The sequence below is a fragment of the Burkholderia sp. 9775_39 genome (assembly GCF_015712225.1).
Taxonomy (GTDB): domain Bacteria; phylum Pseudomonadota; class Gammaproteobacteria; order Burkholderiales; family Burkholderiaceae; genus Burkholderia; species Burkholderia cenocepacia.
Window position 1 is genome coordinate 134,354 of sequence record NZ_JACCQC010000008.1, and the last position, 16,854, is coordinate 151,207.

The following is a 16,854-nucleotide window of genomic DNA, read 5'->3' on the forward strand; positions in this document are numbered from 1 at the left end:
GCCGGATCAACTGACAACTGATTGCGCCCGATCCGCTTTGTTCGAGCCCCGCGAAGCCTGCCGCTTTGCGGGGCTCGTGCTTTGGGGCAGGCATTTCCTGCAATGCGGGGACGGACCAAGCGACCGTTCGCCCGCATTGCCATATCGACGGTGATTCAGGGTTAACCCGTAAATCAGGAAGGATGTCTTCCTGAAACCTGCCTTATTCTTAAGCATCCACCTACATAAACTTCGGTTTGTCGGCGCTGATCAACGTGTTCACCGCCGAATCAGACAAACCTGGAGGTAGGTCATCATGAAGTCGCTCGTTCAAGCTGTTGTCGTTGCTGCCGCTCTCGTTGCCCCGGTCGTGTCGTTCGCCCAGTCGGGTTCGACGATTACCCGTGCGCAGGTCCGTGCCGAACTGGTTCAGCTCCAGCAGGCCGGTTACAACTCCGCCCGTGGCGAAGATCCGCATTATCCGGAAGCGATCCAGGCCGCAACGGCGCGTATCGCGGAGCAGCAGCGCAGTGCACTGGCGCAAGCGCAAGGCGCCGACGTCAGCGGCTACGGTGCGCAGGCACAGGGCGCATCGGCATCGGGTTCGCGTGCGATGGGCGTGCGCCCGGCCAGCGCGGAAGAAATGAAGTCGCTGTATCGCGGCAGCTAAGTCGTACATCGCCCGGTGCGGGCAGGCGCGACGCCTGACCGCCGGGCCGGCCGCTGCCCCGCGCAAGCGATGATGGCGCGGGCGCGGCAGAACATCCGTCACCTCCTGTCGCCGGAACGCCGGCGGCATTCCGCCCGGCCCGCCCGTGGCTGGGCGCTTTTTCGGAAGGGATCGGACGTGCGTTTCGTCGGCAACAAAAAACCCCGCAGACTTGCGTCTTGCGGGGTTCGTGCGGCGAGCGCGGAATTTGGTGGAGGCGGCGGGAATCGAACCCGCGTCCAGAAGCGCTCCACGACTAGTTCTACATGTTTAGTCCAGTCTTTTGATTTAACCGCAGCGACGCGGACGAACACGCTGCACTACGGCGATTCGCTAGATTTTCGACCCTGGCGTCGCGACGCCGACAGGGCTTAACTGACGTAAATGACCTCTGTCGGTATTGCTACCGGTCTTGCGACACTAGCCCGTCAGTGAACTAGGCAGAGGACGGCGGCCCTTAGGCTGCCAGTGCGAACGTATCGTCGTTTGCAGTTACGATTTTCCCATTGATTAACGAGGTGACGGGTCCTCGACATGCCCTAGCCGCTTCACAACCCCTGTCGAAACCAGGTCGCCCCCGCGGATAAGATCAAACATTATAGCCCAACATCGCGCAGCAGGTCCCGCAGTTCCTGCGTCGTGTCGACGAGGTGCTGGGCCTGCCAGTCGGCCGGCGCGATACCGTCGCCGCAATAGCCGTATGCGGCCGCGACCGTGGCCATGCCGGCGGCGCTGCCGGCCTGAATGTCGCGCAGGTCGTCGCCGACGTAGACGATGCGCGCGGGCGCGAGCGTCAGCTGGCCGGCTGCATGCAGCAGCGGGGCCGGATGCGGCTTCGAGTGCGGCGTTGTGTCGCCCCCGACGACGCAGGCGGCCCGCGACGCGAGGCCGAGCAGCTCGACGAGCGGTGCCGTGAGCCGCATCGCCTTGTTCGTGACGATGCCCCAGCGCACGCCGCGCGCATCGAGTTCGTCGAGCACGTCGCCGATGCCCGGGAACAGCGTGGTATGCACGCACAGATCGGTCGCATAGTTGGCGAGGAACTCGTCGCGCATCGCGTCGTAGCCCGGCGTGTGCGGGTCGATGCCGAACGCGCCGCCGAGCAGCCCGCGCGCGCCGGCCGAGGCCAGCGGCCGCAACACGTCGAGCGACGTTTCGGGCAGGCCGCGTTCGCGCTGCATCTTGTTGACGGCTGCCGCGAGATCGGGCGCCGTGTCGGCGAGCGTGCCGTCCAGGTCGAACAGGACCGCATCGCAGTGCAGCAGGCGCGGTTCGTCGGCGATCCGCGCGGTCGAAAGGGGAGTCGTCATGCCGGTCGGGGAGTCACGCGCCGCGGCGGCACGCGACGAGGTAGTTGATGTCGGTGTCGTTCGACAGCGCGAAGCGCTTGCCGATCGGGTGATACGTGATGCCCTTGATCTCGACGATGTGCAGATCCGTCGCACGCACGAAGCCGGCCAGCTCCGACGGGCGGATGAAGCGCGCGTAATCGTGCGTGCCCTTCGGCAGCATTTGCGCGATGTACTCGGCGCCGATCACGGCGAACAGGTAGGACTTCAGGTTGCGGTTCAGCGTCGAGAAGAACACCCAGCCGCCCGGCTTCACGAGCGTCGCGCACGCAGCCACGACATCGCCCGGCGACGGCACGTGCTCGAGCATTTCCATGCAGGTGACGACGTCGTAGGTACCCGGTTCGCGCGCGGCGATCGCTTCGGCGGCGATCGCCTCGTAATCGACCGAAATGCCGCTTTCGAGGCTGTGCAGGTCGGCCACGCCGAGCGCTTCGGTCGACAGGTCGATGCCTTTCACCTGGGCGCCGAGCCCGGCCATCGATTCGGACAGGATGCCGCCGCCGCAGCCGATGTCGAGTGCGCGCTTGCCGGCCAGATGCGCATGCGCGTCGATCCAGCCGAGCCGGACCGGGTTCAGGTCGTGCAGCGGTTTGAATTCGGCATTCGGATCCCACCAACGGTGGGCGAGGTCGCTGAATTTCTGGAGTTCGTGCGGATCGGCGTTGGTCATGTCGGCAAACGGGCTACGAGAGGAGGGCGGTGCTTCGGTGCGTCAGCCCCGAGTATATAAGCGGGCGGACCACGAGGCCAGCGAGCGCCTGGACGGGCGTCAATGAAAAAGCCCCGCCGGAGCGGGGCTTTGAAGCAGTCGAAAACCGCGGCTTAGTTTGCCGGAACGGTCGTCTTCTGCACTTGCTGCGTACCAACCACTTCGACTTCCACGCGGCGGTCCGGTGCGAGGCAGGCGATGAGTTGCTTGCGGTTCTTCTGGTTGCAGCCAGTCGTAACCGGGTTGCGCTTGCCCTTGCCTTCCGTGTAGATCTTGTTGGCCGGCACACCCTTGCTGACCAGGTACGACTTCACGGCTTGCGCACGGCGCAGCGACAGACGGTCGTTGTACTTGTCCGAACCGATGCGGTCCGTGTAGCCCGTTGCGACGACCACTTCCGTGTTCATGCCTTCGATCTTCGAAGCCAGTTCGTCCAGCTTTTGCTTGCCCAGCGGCTTGAGCGTCGCCTTGTCGAAGTCGAACAGTGCGTCAGCTTGATACGTGATCTTCTGGCTCGTGATGGCCGGAGCGACCGGAGCGACCGGCGGCTGCGGTGCCTGGGCGACCAGTGCGCCATCGCACTTCGCGTTGGCGGTGGCCGGCGTCCAGAACGCATCGCGCCAGCAGAGCTCGTTCGTGCCGTTCATCCACACCCATTCGCCCGTGCCGTTCACCCAGTTGTCATTGACGGCTTGACGCGACGCCGGCACCGACTGTGCCGAAGCGGATGCAGCCATAACTGCGGTAGCTGCAATGAACGCGAGCTTTGAAAGTTTATTCATATTTCTCCTCTCGAAATTGAGATTACCGCAGGTTTACTGCGAGCCTGTTGACGGTGACAAGTCATACATTGCTCGAAGTATAACATTGGTGCGGCACAAAAAACGCGGCACCGCTCTGTGTAGACTTCGAGCAGCGTCTAACTTTCAGTGCGTTGGCATTTTGCCATATCGTTCCCTTCCTACGAAAAAAAATCCTCCCCACCCCAAGATCGCTTCAACTTTGTGGTGCATGCGCAACACCGGCCTGCCGTAACTTTTAGAGATTGTCAAGAGCGGGGCGGCGAAATTGCGCGAATGCGTGCAGTTGTTTACTCGTGTGCGTGAAACGCGGTGATGCGATCGCCTGCGACGTCGAGTCGCACACGCCGAGTCGCCCACGCGTGGGTGCGATGCGATTGCGGCCGATTCGTCGCGGCCGCGATTTTTGCTATTTATATATAGAGGGGAAGGCGAATTGGCGGCTGATGGGCGCATGTTAGAATCTCGCGTTGCGTTGCGCATGCAGCGCCCACGCGAAAGGCGTTCGCCGTCTTCGCTCCGAAACGATACGGATACATGGATCAATTCGCCAAAGAGACCCTGCCCACCTCCCTAGAGGAGGAAATGCGCCGTTCGTATCTCGATTACGCGATGAGCGTAATCGTCGGACGTGCCCTCCCTGATGTCCGCGATGGCCTGAAGCCCGTGCACCGGCGCGTGTTGTTCGCGATGCACGAACTGAACAACGACTGGAACCGTGCGTACAAGAAGTCGGCGCGTATCGTCGGCGACGTGATCGGTAAATACCACCCTCACGGCGATACCGCGGTCTACGACACGATCGTGCGGATGGCGCAGGATTTCTCGCTGCGCTACATGCTGATCGACGGGCAGGGCAACTTCGGCTCGATCGACGGCGACAATGCCGCGGCGATGCGTTACACCGAAATTCGCATGGCGAAGATCGGTCACGAGCTGCTCGCCGACATCGACAAGGAAACGGTCGATTTCGAGCCGAACTACGACGGCAACGAAATGCAGCCGTCGGTCCTGCCGTCGCGCATCCCGAACCTGTTGATCAACGGCTCGTCGGGCATCGCGGTCGGCATGGCGACCAACATCCCGCCGCACAACCTGAACGAAGTCGTCGACGCGTGCCAGCACCTGCTGGGCAACCCGGAAGCGACGATCGACGAGCTGATCGAGATCATCCCGGCGCCGGACTTCCCGACGGCCGGCATCATCTACGGCGTCGCCGGCGTGCGCGACGGCTACCGCACCGGGCGCGGCCGCGTCGTGATGCGCGCGGCCACGCACTTCGAGGAGATCGACCGCGGCCAGCGGATGGCGATCATCGTCGACGAGCTGCCGTACCAGGTGAACAAGCGCTCGCTGCTCGAGCGGATCGCCGAGCTCGTCAACGAGAAGAAGCTCGAAGGCATTTCCGACATCCGCGACGAGTCCGACAAGAGCGGCATGCGTGTCGTGATCGAGCTCAAGCGCGGCGAAGTGCCTGAAGTGGTGCTGAACAACCTGTACAAGGCGACGCAGCTGCAGGACACGTTCGGCATGAACATGGTCGCGCTGGTCGACGGTCAGCCGAAGCTGCTGAACCTGAAGGAAATCCTGCAGTGCTTCCTGTCGCACCGACGCGAAGTGCTGACGCGCCGCACGATCTACGAACTGCGCAAGGCCCGCGAACGCGGCCACGTGCTCGAAGGTCTCGCGGTCGCGCTCGCGAACATCGACGAGTTCATCGCGATCATCAAGGCCGCGCCGACGCCGCCGATCGCGAAGCAGGAACTGATGGCGAAGCCGTGGGATTCGTCACTCGTGCGCGAGATGCTGACGCGCGCCGAGAGCGAGAACGCGGCGGCCGGCGGCCGTTCCGCGTACCGTCCGGAAGGCCTGAACCCGGCGTTCGGGATGCAGGCCGACGGGCTGTACCGCCTGTCCGACACGCAGGCGCAGGAAATCCTGCAGATGCGCCTGCAGCGCCTGACCGGCCTCGAGCAGGACAAGATCATCGGCGAGTACCGCGACGTGATGGCGCAGATCGCCGACCTGCTGGACATCCTCGCGCGCCCCGAGCGGATCACGACGATGATCGGCGAGGAGCTGACCGCGGTGAAGGCCGAATTCGGCGACGCGCGCCGCTCGAGGATCGAGCTGAACGCGACCGAGCTGAACACCGAGGATCTGATCACGCCGCAGGACATGGTCGTCACGATGTCGCATGCGGGCTACGTGAAGTCGCAGCCGCTGTCCGAGTACCGCGCGCAGAAGCGCGGCGGTCGCGGCAAGCAGGCGACGCAGATGAAGGAAGACGACTGGATCGAGACGCTGTTCATCGCGAACACGCACGACTACATCCTGTGCTTCTCGAACCGCGGCCGCGTGTACTGGGTCAAGGTCTATGAGGTGCCGCAAGGCTCGCGCAACTCGCGCGGCCGTCCGATCGTCAACATGTTCCCGCTGCAGGAAGGCGAGAAGATCAACGTCGTGCTGCCGGTCAAGGAATTCTCGGCCGACAAGTTCATCTTCATGGCGACGTCGCTCGGCACCGTGAAGAAGACGCCGCTCGAAGCGTTCAGCCGCCCGATGAAGAAGGGCATCATCGCGGTCGGCCTCGACGAGGGCGACTACCTGATCGGCGCGTCGATCACCGACGGTGCGCACGACGTGATGCTGTTCTCGGACTCCGGCAAGGCCGTGCGTTTCGACGAGAACGACGTGCGCCCGATGGGGCGCGAGGCGCGCGGCGTGCGCGGCATGCAGCTCGAGGACGGGCAGCAGGTCATCGCGCTGCTGGTCGCGGGCAGCGAGGAGCAGACCGTGCTCACCGCTACCGAAAACGGCTACGGCAAACGCACGCCGATCACCGAGTACACGCGCCATGGCCGCGGCACGAAGGGTATGATCGCGATCCAGACGTCCGAGCGCAACGGCAAGGTCGTGGCTGCAACGCTCGTCGACGCCGAGGATCAGATCATGCTGATCACGACGGCCGGCGTGTTGATTCGCACCCGCGTATCCGAGATTCGCGAGATGGGGCGCGCCACGCAAGGTGTTACACTCATCAGTCTCGATGAGGGTACCAAGCTCTCTGGCCTGCAGCAGATCGCCGAGGCCGAAGAGGGAGAGGGAGAGGGCGAGGCCGACGAGGCGTCGGACGGCGAAGCCTGAAGAACGGATGAGACTCTGGCCGCCGCGGGCGAAAAGCGCCGCGGCCGGCGAGCAGCCATTCATATTTCCAAAAGGGAGTGATGATGCAAAAGCAATTCAAGCAACTGGTCCTGCTGGCTGCACTGGTGCCGACGTTCGCGATGGCGCAGGCGCTGTCGAATTCCGCACCGGCTGCACCGGCGGCAGCTGCGCCGATCGACGCCGACAAGAAGGCGGCGATCAAGGATCTGCTCGACGCGATCGACGCGCCGAAGCTCGTGTCGGCAATCGGCAACAGCGCCGAAATGCAGGCCAAGCAACTCGTGCCGGCGATCCTGTCGGACGCGCTGTCGGAAAACAAGACGCTGAACGACAAGCAGAAGCAGGCTGCCGTTCCGACGCTGCAGAAGAACGCGGTGCCGAAGCTGGTCGACGGCGCAGGCAAGGTGTTCGGCACGCAACAGTTCCAGAGCGACGCGATGTCGGCTCAGTACGACGCGTACGCGAAGTACTACAGCACGTCGGAGATCAAGGATCTGACGACGTTCTACAAGAGCCCGACGGGCCGCAAGTTCATCCAGGTTCAGGATCAGGTCGGTCGCGACGTGGTCAACGGCCTGATGCAGAAGTACATGCCGCAAGCGATCCAGGCAACGCGTACGCAGGCTGACAAGGAAGTCGCAGCAGTCAAGCCGGGCAAGTAAGCTGTCCGGGCGCGCCCCCGGCCGTTCGGCCGGGTTTGGCGGGAGCCTGACGACAGTGCGATAATGGCCGTTTGCGCGCGAGCGCAAGCGGCCATTTCTTTTCTGGCGCGTTTTGCCGGCGGCAAGCCGGTCGCGTCCCTCCCGAGGTTTTCACGATGCGCGTCTTTAATTTCTCCGCCGGCCCTGCGGCGATGCCCGAGGAAGTGCTGCGGCAGGCCGCCGACGAAATGCTCGACTGGCATGGCAGCGGCATGAGCGTGATGGAGATGAGCCATCGCGGCAAGGAATTCATGTCGATCCACGAGGCCGCGCTGACCGACCTGCGCGACCTGCTCGGCGTGCCGGCGAGCCACCGGATCCTGTTCCTGCAGGGCGGCGGCATCGCGGAAAACGCGATCGTGCCGATGAACCTGCTCGGCGCGCGCAACACGGCCGACTTCGTCGTGACGGGTTCGTGGTCGCAGAAATCGTTCGGCGAGGCGAAGAAGTTCTGCACGCCGCATCTCGCCGCGAGCGGCAAGACGGAGAACGGCTTCACGCGTGCGCCCACGCGCGCCGAATGGCAGCTGTCGGACGATCCGGCCTACGTGCACCTGTGCACCAACGAGACGATCGACGGCGTCGAGACGTTCGAGATCCCCGATCTCGGCGACGTGCCGCTGGTCGCGGACGTCTCGTCGCACATCCTGTCGCGCCCGATGGACGTCGCGAAGTACGGCGTGCTGTTCGGCGGCGCGCAGAAGAACATCGGGATGGCCGGCGTGACGGTCGTGATCGTGCGCGAGGATCTGCTCGATCGTGCGCTGTCGATCTGCCCGTCGGCGTTCGAATGGAAGACCATCGCCGCGAACAACTCGCTGTACAACACGCCGCCTACCTACGCGATCTACATCGCGGGCCTCGTGTTCCAGTGGCTGAAGCGGCAGGGCGGTCTCGAAGCGATCGAGGCCCGCAATATCGAAAAATCGAAGCTGCTCTACGACACGATCGATGCGAGCAGTTTCTATCTGAACAAGGTCGAGCCGGCAGCACGTTCGCGGATGAACGTGCCGTTTTTCCTGGCCGACGAAACGCGCAACGAAGACTTCCTTGCCGGCGCAAAGGCGCGCGGGCTGCTGCAGCTGAAGGGCCACAAGTCCGTCGGCGGCATGCGGGCGTCGATCTACAACGCGGTGCCGCTCGAGGGCGTGAAGGCGCTCGTCGAGTACATGAAGGACTTCGAGCAGCGCGACGCCTGACGGCGGCGCTGTTCAATCAGCACGGCAAAACGCATGGACGACGAACTGAATTCCCGCCTGAAACCGCTGCGCGACCGCATCGACGCGATCGACGCGCAGCTGATCGCGCTCCTGAACCAGCGCGCCGAGGTGGCGCTCGAGGTGGGCGAGGTCAAGAAGCATTTCAACGCGCCGGTGTTCCGGCCGGAGCGCGAGCTGCAGGTGATCGCGCGGCTGCAGGACATGAGCGCCGGGCCGCTCGCGAGCGAGCACATCAGCGCGATCTGGCGCGAGATCATGGCGGCGAGCCGCGCGCTCGAGCAGACGATCCACGTCGCGTTCCTCGGGCCGGTCGGCACGTACAGCGAGCAGGCGATGCTCGAGTATTTCGGCCAGTCGATCGAAGGGCTGCCGTGCCCGTCGATCGACGAGGTGTTCCGCTCGGTCGAGGCCGGGGCATCCGCGTTCGGCATCGCGCCGGTCGAGAATTCGACCGAAGGCGCCGTATCGCGCACGCTCGACCTGCTGCTGCAGACCCAGCTGCTGATCAGCGGCGAGCTCGCGCTGCCGATCCATCACAACCTGCTCACGCAGAGCGGCACGCTCGACGGCGTGAAGCGCGTCTGCGCGCATGCGCAGGCACTCGCGCAATGCCAGCAGTGGCTCGCGGCGAATGCGCCGCAGCTCGAGCGGCAGGCCGTCGCGAGCAACGCGGAGGCCGCGCGTCTTGCGGCGGCCGATCCGACCGTCGCCGCGATCGCGGGCGATCGTGCAGCCGCGCATTACGGCCTGCAGATCGCGTTCTCGCTGATCCAGGACGATCCGCACAATCGTACGCGCTTCGTGATCATCGGCAAGCAGCCGGCCGGCCAGAGCGGTCACGACCAGACGTCGCTGATCGTGTCGGTGAAGAACGAGCCGGGCGCCGTGTTCAAGCTGCTCGAGCCGCTCGCGCGGCACGGCGTGTCGATGACGCGCTTCGAATCGCGTCCGGCGCGCGTCGGCACGTGGGAGTACTACTTCTACATCGACATCGAAGGGCACCGCGACGATGCGGCGGTGGCGGCCGCACTGACGGAGCTCGGCCAGAAGGCTGCGTTCCTGAAGATACTCGGTTCGTATCCGCGCGCACGCTGACGCGCGGCGGCCCAGCGCCTGCTTGAGGCAGGCGTGGCGGCCGGGCGGGCGGGCAGGCCGGTCGGCGCTGCCGAAGGCGGGTTCGGGCGGTATCCGGTGCAGGCTGCGCCGGGTGCGGGCCCGGTGCCCGGAATCTGGAATTCCGCGTGCGGGCGTCGTTTCGTGCGCGTAACTTGGCTCTTGTCGTGTCAGGCTTTGCATTCAACAAACTGGTCATCTTCGGCGTCGGCCTGATCGGCGGATCGCTGGCCCGCGCGCTGCGCGAGCGCGCGCCGGGCGGCGCGGGCGAGATCGTCGGCGTGGGCCGCTCGCGCGCATCGGTCGAGCGCGCGCTGTCGCTCGGCGTGATCGATCGCGCGGCGGCACTCGACGACGACGCGCAGTTGCGCGACGCGCTCGCCGGCGCCGATCTCGTCTTGCTGGCCGCGCCCGTTGCGCAGACGGGCCCGTTGCTCGCGCGCATCGCGCCGTGGCTCGACGGCGCGACGATCGTCACCGACGCCGGCAGCACCAAGTCCGATGTCGTCGCGGCCGCGCGGGACGCGCTCGGCGCGCGGATCGCGCAGTTCGTGCCCGGTCACCCGATCGCGGGGCGCGAATCGAGCGGGGTCGAGGCTGCGTTGCCGGACCTCTACGTCGGTCGCAACGTCGTGCTGTGCCCGCTGCCGGAGAACGCGCCCGAAGCGGTGGCCCGGATCGACGCGATGTGGCGCGCGACCGGCGCCGACGTGCGCACGATGAGCACCGAGCAGCACGATCGCGTATTCGCGTCGATCAGCCATCTGCCGCACGTGCTGTCGTTCGCGCTCGTCGAGCAGATTCTCGGCGAGGCCGACGCGGAACTGAAATTCTCGTACGCGGCCGGTGGTTTCCGCGATTTCACGCGCATCGCGGCGTCGAGCCCGGAAATGTGGCGCGACGTGTGCGTCGCGAACCGCGCGGCGCTGCTCGACGAACTCGACGGCTACACGCGCGTGCTCACGCGGTTGCGCGCGGCGATCGACGCCGGCGACGGCGCGGCGCTCGAAGCCGTCTTCACGCGCTCGCGCGCCGCACGCAAGGCATGGCAGGAACGCGGCGGCGCGCCCGCTGCCGAACCGGTCAAGAAATAACAGGACGATTCCCATGGACTACCTCGATCTCGGCCCGTACTCCAGCGCATCGGGCACCGTGCGCCTGCCCGGCTCGAAAAGCATTTCGAACCGCGTGCTGCTGCTCGCGGCGCTCGCCGAAGGCGAAACGACGATCACCAACCTGCTCGACTCCGACGACACGCGCGTGATGCTCGACGCGCTCGGCAAGCTCGGCGTGAAGCTCGCGCGCGACGGCGACACCTGTGTCGTCACCGGCACGCGCGGCGCGTTCACCGCGAAGACGGCCGACCTGTTCCTCGGCAACGCGGGCACGGCCGTGCGGCCGCTGACCGCCGCACTCGCGGTGAACGGCGGCGACTATCGCGTGCACGGCGTGCCACGCATGCACGAGCGGCCGATCGGCGATCTCGTCGACGGCCTGCGCCAGATCGGCGCGCAGATCGACTACGAGCTGAACGAAGGCTACCCGCCGCTGCGGATCAAGCCCGCGACGATTTCGGTCGATGCGCCGATCCGCGTGCGCGGCGATGTGTCGAGCCAGTTCCTCACCGCGCTCCTGATGACGCTGCCGCTCGTGAAGGCGAAGGACGGCAGGACCGTCGTCGAAGTCGACGGCGAATTGATCTCGAAGCCGTACATCGACATCACGATCCGGCTGATGGCGCGCTTCGGCGTGACCGTCGAACGCGACGGCTGGCAGCGCTTCGTGGTGCCGACCGGTGTCCGCTACCGCTCGCCGGGGCGGATCATGGTCGAGGGCGACGCGTCGTCCGCATCGTACTTCCTCGCGGCCGGCGCGCTCGGCGGCGGCCCGCTGCGGGTCGAGGGCGTGGGGCGCGCGAGCATCCAGGGCGACGTCGGCTTCGCGAATGCGCTGATGCAGATGGGCGCGAACGTGACGATGGGCGACGACTGGATCGACGTGCGCGGCATCGGCCACGATCACGGCAAGCTCGAGCCGATCGACATGGACTTCAACCTGATTCCCGACGCCGCGATGACCATCGCGGTCGCAGCGCTGTTCGCGAACGGCACGAGCACGCTGCGCAACATCGCGAGCTGGCGCGTGAAGGAGACGGACCGCATCGCCGCGATGGCGACCGAGCTGCGCAAGGTCGGCGCGATCGTCGAGGAAGGCCCCGACTATCTCGTCGTCACGCCGCCGGCCAAGCTCACGCCGAACGCGGCGATCGATACGTACGACGATCACCGGATGGCGATGTGCTTCTCGCTCGTCAGCCTGGGCGGCGTGCCCGTGCGGATCAACGATCCGAAGTGCGTCGGCAAGACGTTCCCCGACTATTTCGACCGCTTCGCCGCGCTCGCCAAAGCCTGACCCGACTGTTCCGATGAAATCGACCCGACCCTTTCACCCGACTCCCGTCATCACGATCGACGGCCCGACCGCTTCCGGCAAGGGCACCGTCGCGGCGCTCGTCGCCGCGCACCTTGGCTTCCACCTGCTCGACAGCGGCGCGCTGTACCGGCTCGCGGCGCTCGCGAGCGTGCGCTACGGCATCGCGGCGGAGGACATCGACGCGCTCGTGAAGCTGATCGACGATCTGCACATCACGTTCCGTGAGGGGTGCGCGCAACTCGACGGCGTCGACGTGTCGAACGACATTCGCGCCGAAGCGGTCGGCAACCGCGCGTCGGCCATTGCCGTGCACGGCCCCGTGCGCGCCGCGCTCGTCGCGCGCCAGCGCGCGTTCCGCAAGACGCCGGGCCTCGTGGCGGACGGGCGCGACATGGGCACCGTGATCTTCCCGGACGCCGTGCTGAAGGTGTTCCTGACGGCCAGCGCCGAGGCGCGCGCGACCAGGCGGCATAAGCAATTGATGCAAAAAGGTTTTTCTGCTAATATAGATGACTTGCTCCGGGATCTTCGTGAACGTGACGCGCGCGACAGCAATCGCGCGGCCGCGCCGCTGAAGCCTGCGGCAGATGCCAAGCTGCTCGATACGTCGGCACTTTCGGTCGATGAAGCCGTCGATCAGGTGCTGCAATGGTACCGGGCGCTCGGCCAGCCCGCCTGAGTAGGCGGGCAGCGGTAGGTGCTCCGCGTCGCAAGCGCGGAGCGTGTTTCGAACCCTTAACCCCGTGTGGTCCTCGATCTGGCCCTTTCAGCCTGCCATTCCGGCCGGCGTGGCACAGCGAGCCATGCACAATCAGATTTTTATGTCCGACCTGCAAACCTCCAACCCGAATACCGAATCCTTTGCGGCTCTGTTCGAAGAGTCGCTGACCCGCCAAGACATGCGCGCCGGCGAAGTGATTTCCGCCGAAGTCGTGCGCGTCGACCACAACTTCGTGGTCGTCAATGCAGGCCTGAAGTCCGAGGCTTACATTCCGATCGAGGAATTCCTGAACGATCAGGGCGAGGTTGAGGTGCAGTCGGGCGATTTCGTGTCCGTCGCGATCGACGCACTCGAAAACGGCTACGGCGACACGATCCTGTCGCGCGACAAGGCGAAGCGCCTTGCATCGTGGCTGTCGCTGGAAAAGGCGCTCGACAACAACGAGCTCGTCACCGGCACGATCACCGGCAAGGTGAAGGGCGGCATGACCGTGATGGTCAACGGCATCCGCGCGTTCCTGCCGGGTTCGCTGGTCGACACGCGTCCGGTCAAGGACACGACCCCGTACGAAGGCAAGACGCTCGAGTTCCGCGTGATCAAGCTCGATCGCAAGCGTAACAACGTCGTGCTGTCGCGTCGTGCAGTGATCGAAGCAACCCAAGGCGAAGAGCGCGCGAAGCTGCTCGAGACGCTGAAGGAAGGCGCGATCGTCAACGGCGTGGTCAAGAACATCACCGACTACGGCGCGTTCGTCGACCTCGGCGGCATCGACGGCCTGCTGCACATCACCGACATCGCATGGCGTCGTGTGCGTCACCCGAGCGAAGTCCTGTCGGTTGGCCAGGAAGTCACCGCGAAGATCCTCAAGTTCGACCAAGAGAAGAACCGCGTCTCGCTGGGCATCAAGCAACTGGGCGACGATCCGTGGGAAGGCATCTCGCGCCGTTACCCGTCGGGCACGCGCCTGTTCGGCAAGGTCACGAACATCACCGACTACGGCGCATTCGTCGAAGTGGAATCGGGCATCGAAGGCCTCGTCCACGTGTCGGAAATGGACTGGACCAACAAGAACGTTGCGCCGTCGAAGGTTGTCCAGCTGGGCGACGAAGTCGAAGTCATGGTCCTCGAGATCGACGAAGACCGTCGTCGTATCAGCCTCGGCATGAAGCAGTGCAAGCCGAATCCGTGGGATGACTTCAGCCGCAACTTCAAGAAGGGCGACAAGATCACGGGCGCAATCAAGTCGATCACCGACTTCGGCGTGTTCATCGGTCTGCCGGGCGGCATCGACGGCCTGGTCCACCTGTCGGACCTGTCGTGGAGCGAAGCCGGCGAAGAAGCCGTTCGCAAGTACAAGAAGGGCGACGAAGTCGAAGCAATCGTGCTCGGTATCGACGTCGAGAAGGAGCGCATTTCGCTCGGCATCAAGCAGCTCGAAGGCGACCCGTTCAGCAACTACGTTGCAATGAACGACAAGGGCTCGATCGTCGACGGCGTCGTGAAGACGGTCGATGCGAAGGGTGCGGTCGTCACGCTGACGGGCGACGTCGAAGGCTACCTGCGTGCGTCGGAAATCTCGCAGGATCGCGTCGAAGACGCACGCAACGTGCTGAAGGAAGGCGACAAGGTCAACGCGATGGTGATCAACATCGATCGCAAGTCGCGCGGCATCAACCTGTCGATCAAGGCGAAGGATTCGGCTGAACAACAGGAAGCGATCCGCGGCCTGCAGTCGGACTCCAGCGCTGCTGCGACCGGTACGACCAACCTCGGCGCGCTGCTGAAGGCGAAGCTCGACGGCCAGAACCAGTAAGCCTTACGAGGTCTGCTGAAGTATGACCAAATCCGAGTTGGTCGCGCAGCTGGCATCGCGATTTCCGCAACTTGTCCTCAAGGATGCGGATTTCGCGGTGAAAACGATGCTCGATGCGATGTCCGACGCCCTGGCGAAAGGGCATCGCATTGAAATTCGGGGTTTCGGCAGCTTTGGCCTCAATCGTCGCCCGGCGCGCGTCGGACGCAACCCGAAGTCGGGGGAGAAAGTGCAGGTGCCCGAGAAGTTCGTGCCGCACTTCAAGCCTGGCAAGGAATTGCGTGAACGCGTCGACGGCCGCGCCGGTGAACCGCTGAAGGCTGACGATCCGGACGACGAGCGTTGAGCGTCGTTCGGTTTGCCCGGAACCTGTCCGGCGAAGGCTGAAAAGAAAAGCGCCCCTTGCGGGCGCTTTTTTCATTTCCGGCAACCTGACGCGCAACGTGGCGCACAGGATCTGCGCAGCCGCGGAAACGCTTCCTTTACAATACGGGTCGATTCGGTGCGACGAAGGGGAGTCGCGCGCCGCGGCAAACCTCAACAAAGAGAGGGCTTCATGAAGTTTATCGTCTGGCTGATCCGGGTATTGGTGTTCGTCCTGCTGCTGGTGCTTGCGCTGGCCAATACACAAACCGCGACGCTGAATTTCGTTGCCGGCTACGCATGGCAAGCGCCGCTGATCCTGATCGGCCTGGCATTCTTCGCCGTGGGGCTGCTGGCCGGCCTGCTGTCCGCGCTGCCTTCGATCTTCCGGCTGCGCATCGAGAACGGGCGTTTGAAGCGCGATCTGCGTGCGGCGCGCGAAACGCCTGCCGTCATCGACCAGCCGCCGATGCCGCCCGTCATTTAACACGGACGCCGCGCGATCATCGCGCGGTTTTCGTCTCTGCTTCGATATTTCGCATGGATCTGGATTTCTGGTGGTTGCTCGCGATTCCGGTCGCGTTCGCGCTCGGGTGGGCGGCGTCACGCTATGACCTGAAGAATCTCCTGTCGGAGAGTGCCAACCTGCCGCGCTCGTATTTTCGCGGCCTGAATTTTCTGTTGAACGAACAACCCGACAAGGCGATCGATGCGTTCATCGAGGTGGCCAAGCTCGATCCCGAAACGGTCGAGTTGCACTTCGCGCTGGGCAACCTGTTTCGCCGTCGCGGCGAGACCGATCGCGCGATCCGCGTGCACCAGAACCTGCTGAGCCGCACCGATCTGCCGGTCAACGAGCGCGACCACGCGCTGTACGAGCTCGGCCAGGATTTCCTGAAAGCCGGCCTGCTCGATCGCGCCGAAGAGGCGTTCCACAAGCTCGCCGACGGCGACTACGCGCTTGGCGCACAGCGGGCGCTGCTGACGATCTACGAGATCGAGAAGGACTGGAACAAGTCGATCGATACCGCGAGGCGCATCGAATCGATGAGCGACAAGCCGCTCGGCACCGAAATTGCGCAGTTCCACTGCGAACTCGCGCAGGACGCGCTGCAGCGCAAGAACGCCGCCGCGGCGGCCGAACAGTTGCGCCTCGCGCTGACGGTGAATCCGCAGAACGTCCGGGCGACGGTCCTGTCCGGCGACGCGGCCGAGGCGGCGGGCGATCACGCGGCCGCAATCGAGCACTGGAAGCGCGTCGAAGCGCAGAATCCGGCGTATCTGCCGCTCGTCGCGGACAAGCTGATGAAGGCGTACGTCGCGCTCGGCAAGAACGTCGAGGGCGCGGAATTGCTGATGGGGTACGTCGATCGATATCCGTCGAACGACCTGCTCGACATCGCCTATCAGCATATCGCCGGATTGCGCGGCCAGGATGCGGCCCACACGCTCGCGCGCACGCAAATGGAAAAGTCGCCGAACCTGTCGGGGATGCTGCATCTGCTCGATGCGCAGATCGCGGCGGCCGACGAACCGCGTCGTAAGGAACTTGAAATGATGCGTGCGCTGATCAAGCAGCGCACGAAAAATCTGCCACGGTATACGTGCCAGAATTGCGGTTTCCGGGCACGGCTCTTCTACTGGCAGTGCCCCGGATGCAGCGGCTGGGAAACCTATGCGCCGCGCCGCGTCGAACCCGCGATGCCGGGCTGATCCCGGCACGCGGAGCCAACGCGCTGCGGTTGCCGCCAGGCTCGTCCCGGCGGCCAAGTT

At 64.8% G+C, this 16,854-nt stretch carries 15 protein-coding genes and 1 other RNA gene; 12 read left to right on the forward strand and 4 right to left on the reverse strand.

Annotated elements, in window-relative coordinates; all coding sequences use genetic code 11:
* Positions 1-295: 295 nt before the first annotated feature.
* Positions 296-649 (forward strand): DUF4148 domain-containing protein, encoded by a 354-nt coding sequence (locus H0X90_RS13425; RefSeq protein WP_006486887.1) that lies wholly within the window; start codon positions 296-298, stop codon positions 647-649.
* Between the two features lie 248 nt (positions 650-897).
* Here H0X90_RS13425 and ssrA read toward each other — a convergent pair.
* From ssrA to ompA, 4 genes are all read right to left on the reverse strand, one after another.
* Positions 898-1,267: a transfer-messenger RNA gene (gene ssrA / locus H0X90_RS13430) on the reverse strand.
* Between the two features lie 17 nt (positions 1,268-1,284).
* Entirely contained in the window at positions 1,285-1,998 is a 714-nt protein-coding gene (gene gph / locus H0X90_RS13435) for a phosphoglycolate phosphatase (RefSeq protein WP_034200856.1), read from the reverse strand.
* A gap of 13 nt (positions 1,999-2,011) precedes the next feature.
* On the reverse strand, positions 2,012-2,710 hold the full coding sequence (gene ubiG, locus H0X90_RS13440; RefSeq protein ID WP_006486844.1) for a bifunctional 2-polyprenyl-6-hydroxyphenol methylase/3-demethylubiquinol 3-O-methyltransferase UbiG: 699 nt from the start codon (positions 2,708-2,710) through the stop codon (positions 2,012-2,014).
* Between the two features lie 152 nt (positions 2,711-2,862).
* Positions 2,863-3,531, reverse strand: coding sequence for an outer membrane protein OmpA (gene ompA / locus H0X90_RS13445; RefSeq protein ID WP_006476579.1), 669 nt, complete (start codon positions 3,529-3,531; stop codon positions 2,863-2,865).
* A 555-nt stretch (positions 3,532-4,086) separates the two neighbouring features.
* On the opposite strand from ompA, the gene gyrA reads away from it, so the two are divergent.
* The 11 genes from gyrA (at position 4,087) to lapB (ending at position 16,794) form a co-directional block, all read left to right on the forward strand.
* On the forward strand, positions 4,087-6,696 hold the full coding sequence (gene gyrA / locus H0X90_RS13450) for a DNA gyrase subunit A (protein WP_077190894.1): 2,610 nt from the start codon (positions 4,087-4,089) through the stop codon (positions 6,694-6,696).
* Between the two features lie 83 nt (positions 6,697-6,779).
* The gene (locus H0X90_RS13455; RefSeq protein WP_006486966.1) at positions 6,780-7,379 is read left to right on the forward strand and encodes a DUF2059 domain-containing protein; all 600 of its coding nucleotides are present in this window, start codon (positions 6,780-6,782) and stop codon (positions 7,377-7,379) included.
* 155 nt (positions 7,380-7,534) lie between these two features.
* Entirely contained in the window at positions 7,535-8,617 is a 1,083-nt protein-coding gene (gene serC, locus H0X90_RS13460; RefSeq protein WP_006486951.1) for a 3-phosphoserine/phosphohydroxythreonine transaminase, read from the forward strand.
* A 33-nt stretch (positions 8,618-8,650) separates the two neighbouring features.
* On the forward strand, positions 8,651-9,733 hold the full coding sequence (gene pheA / locus H0X90_RS13465) for a prephenate dehydratase (protein ID WP_077190892.1): 1,083 nt from the start codon (positions 8,651-8,653) through the stop codon (positions 9,731-9,733).
* A 185-nt stretch (positions 9,734-9,918) separates the two neighbouring features.
* Entirely contained in the window at positions 9,919-10,845 is a 927-nt protein-coding gene (locus H0X90_RS13470; RefSeq protein ID WP_006496542.1) for a prephenate dehydrogenase/arogenate dehydrogenase family protein, read from the forward strand.
* A gap of 13 nt (positions 10,846-10,858) precedes the next feature.
* The gene (gene aroA, locus H0X90_RS13475; RefSeq protein ID WP_006496541.1) at positions 10,859-12,163 is read left to right on the forward strand and encodes a 3-phosphoshikimate 1-carboxyvinyltransferase; all 1,305 of its coding nucleotides are present in this window, start codon (positions 10,859-10,861) and stop codon (positions 12,161-12,163) included.
* Between the two features lie 13 nt (positions 12,164-12,176).
* Positions 12,177-12,863, forward strand: coding sequence for a (d)CMP kinase (cmk, locus tag H0X90_RS13480; protein ID WP_006486962.1), 687 nt, complete (start codon positions 12,177-12,179; stop codon positions 12,861-12,863).
* Positions 12,864-12,987: 124 nt separating this feature from the next.
* On the forward strand, positions 12,988-14,718 hold the full coding sequence (rpsA, locus tag H0X90_RS13485) for a 30S ribosomal protein S1 (protein WP_006486958.1): 1,731 nt from the start codon (positions 12,988-12,990) through the stop codon (positions 14,716-14,718).
* 22 nt (positions 14,719-14,740) lie between these two features.
* The gene (locus H0X90_RS13490; RefSeq protein WP_006486894.1) at positions 14,741-15,064 is read left to right on the forward strand and encodes an integration host factor subunit beta; all 324 of its coding nucleotides are present in this window, start codon (positions 14,741-14,743) and stop codon (positions 15,062-15,064) included.
* Positions 15,065-15,274: 210 nt separating this feature from the next.
* Positions 15,275-15,568: a lipopolysaccharide assembly protein LapA domain-containing protein gene (locus tag H0X90_RS13495; protein WP_006486935.1), complete on the forward strand. Its 294-nt coding sequence runs from the start codon at positions 15,275-15,277 to the stop codon at positions 15,566-15,568.
* Positions 15,569-15,621: 53 nt separating this feature from the next.
* On the forward strand, positions 15,622-16,794 hold the full coding sequence (lapB, locus tag H0X90_RS13500; RefSeq protein ID WP_006496539.1) for a lipopolysaccharide assembly protein LapB: 1,173 nt from the start codon (positions 15,622-15,624) through the stop codon (positions 16,792-16,794).
* Positions 16,795-16,854 lie beyond the last annotated feature (60 nt).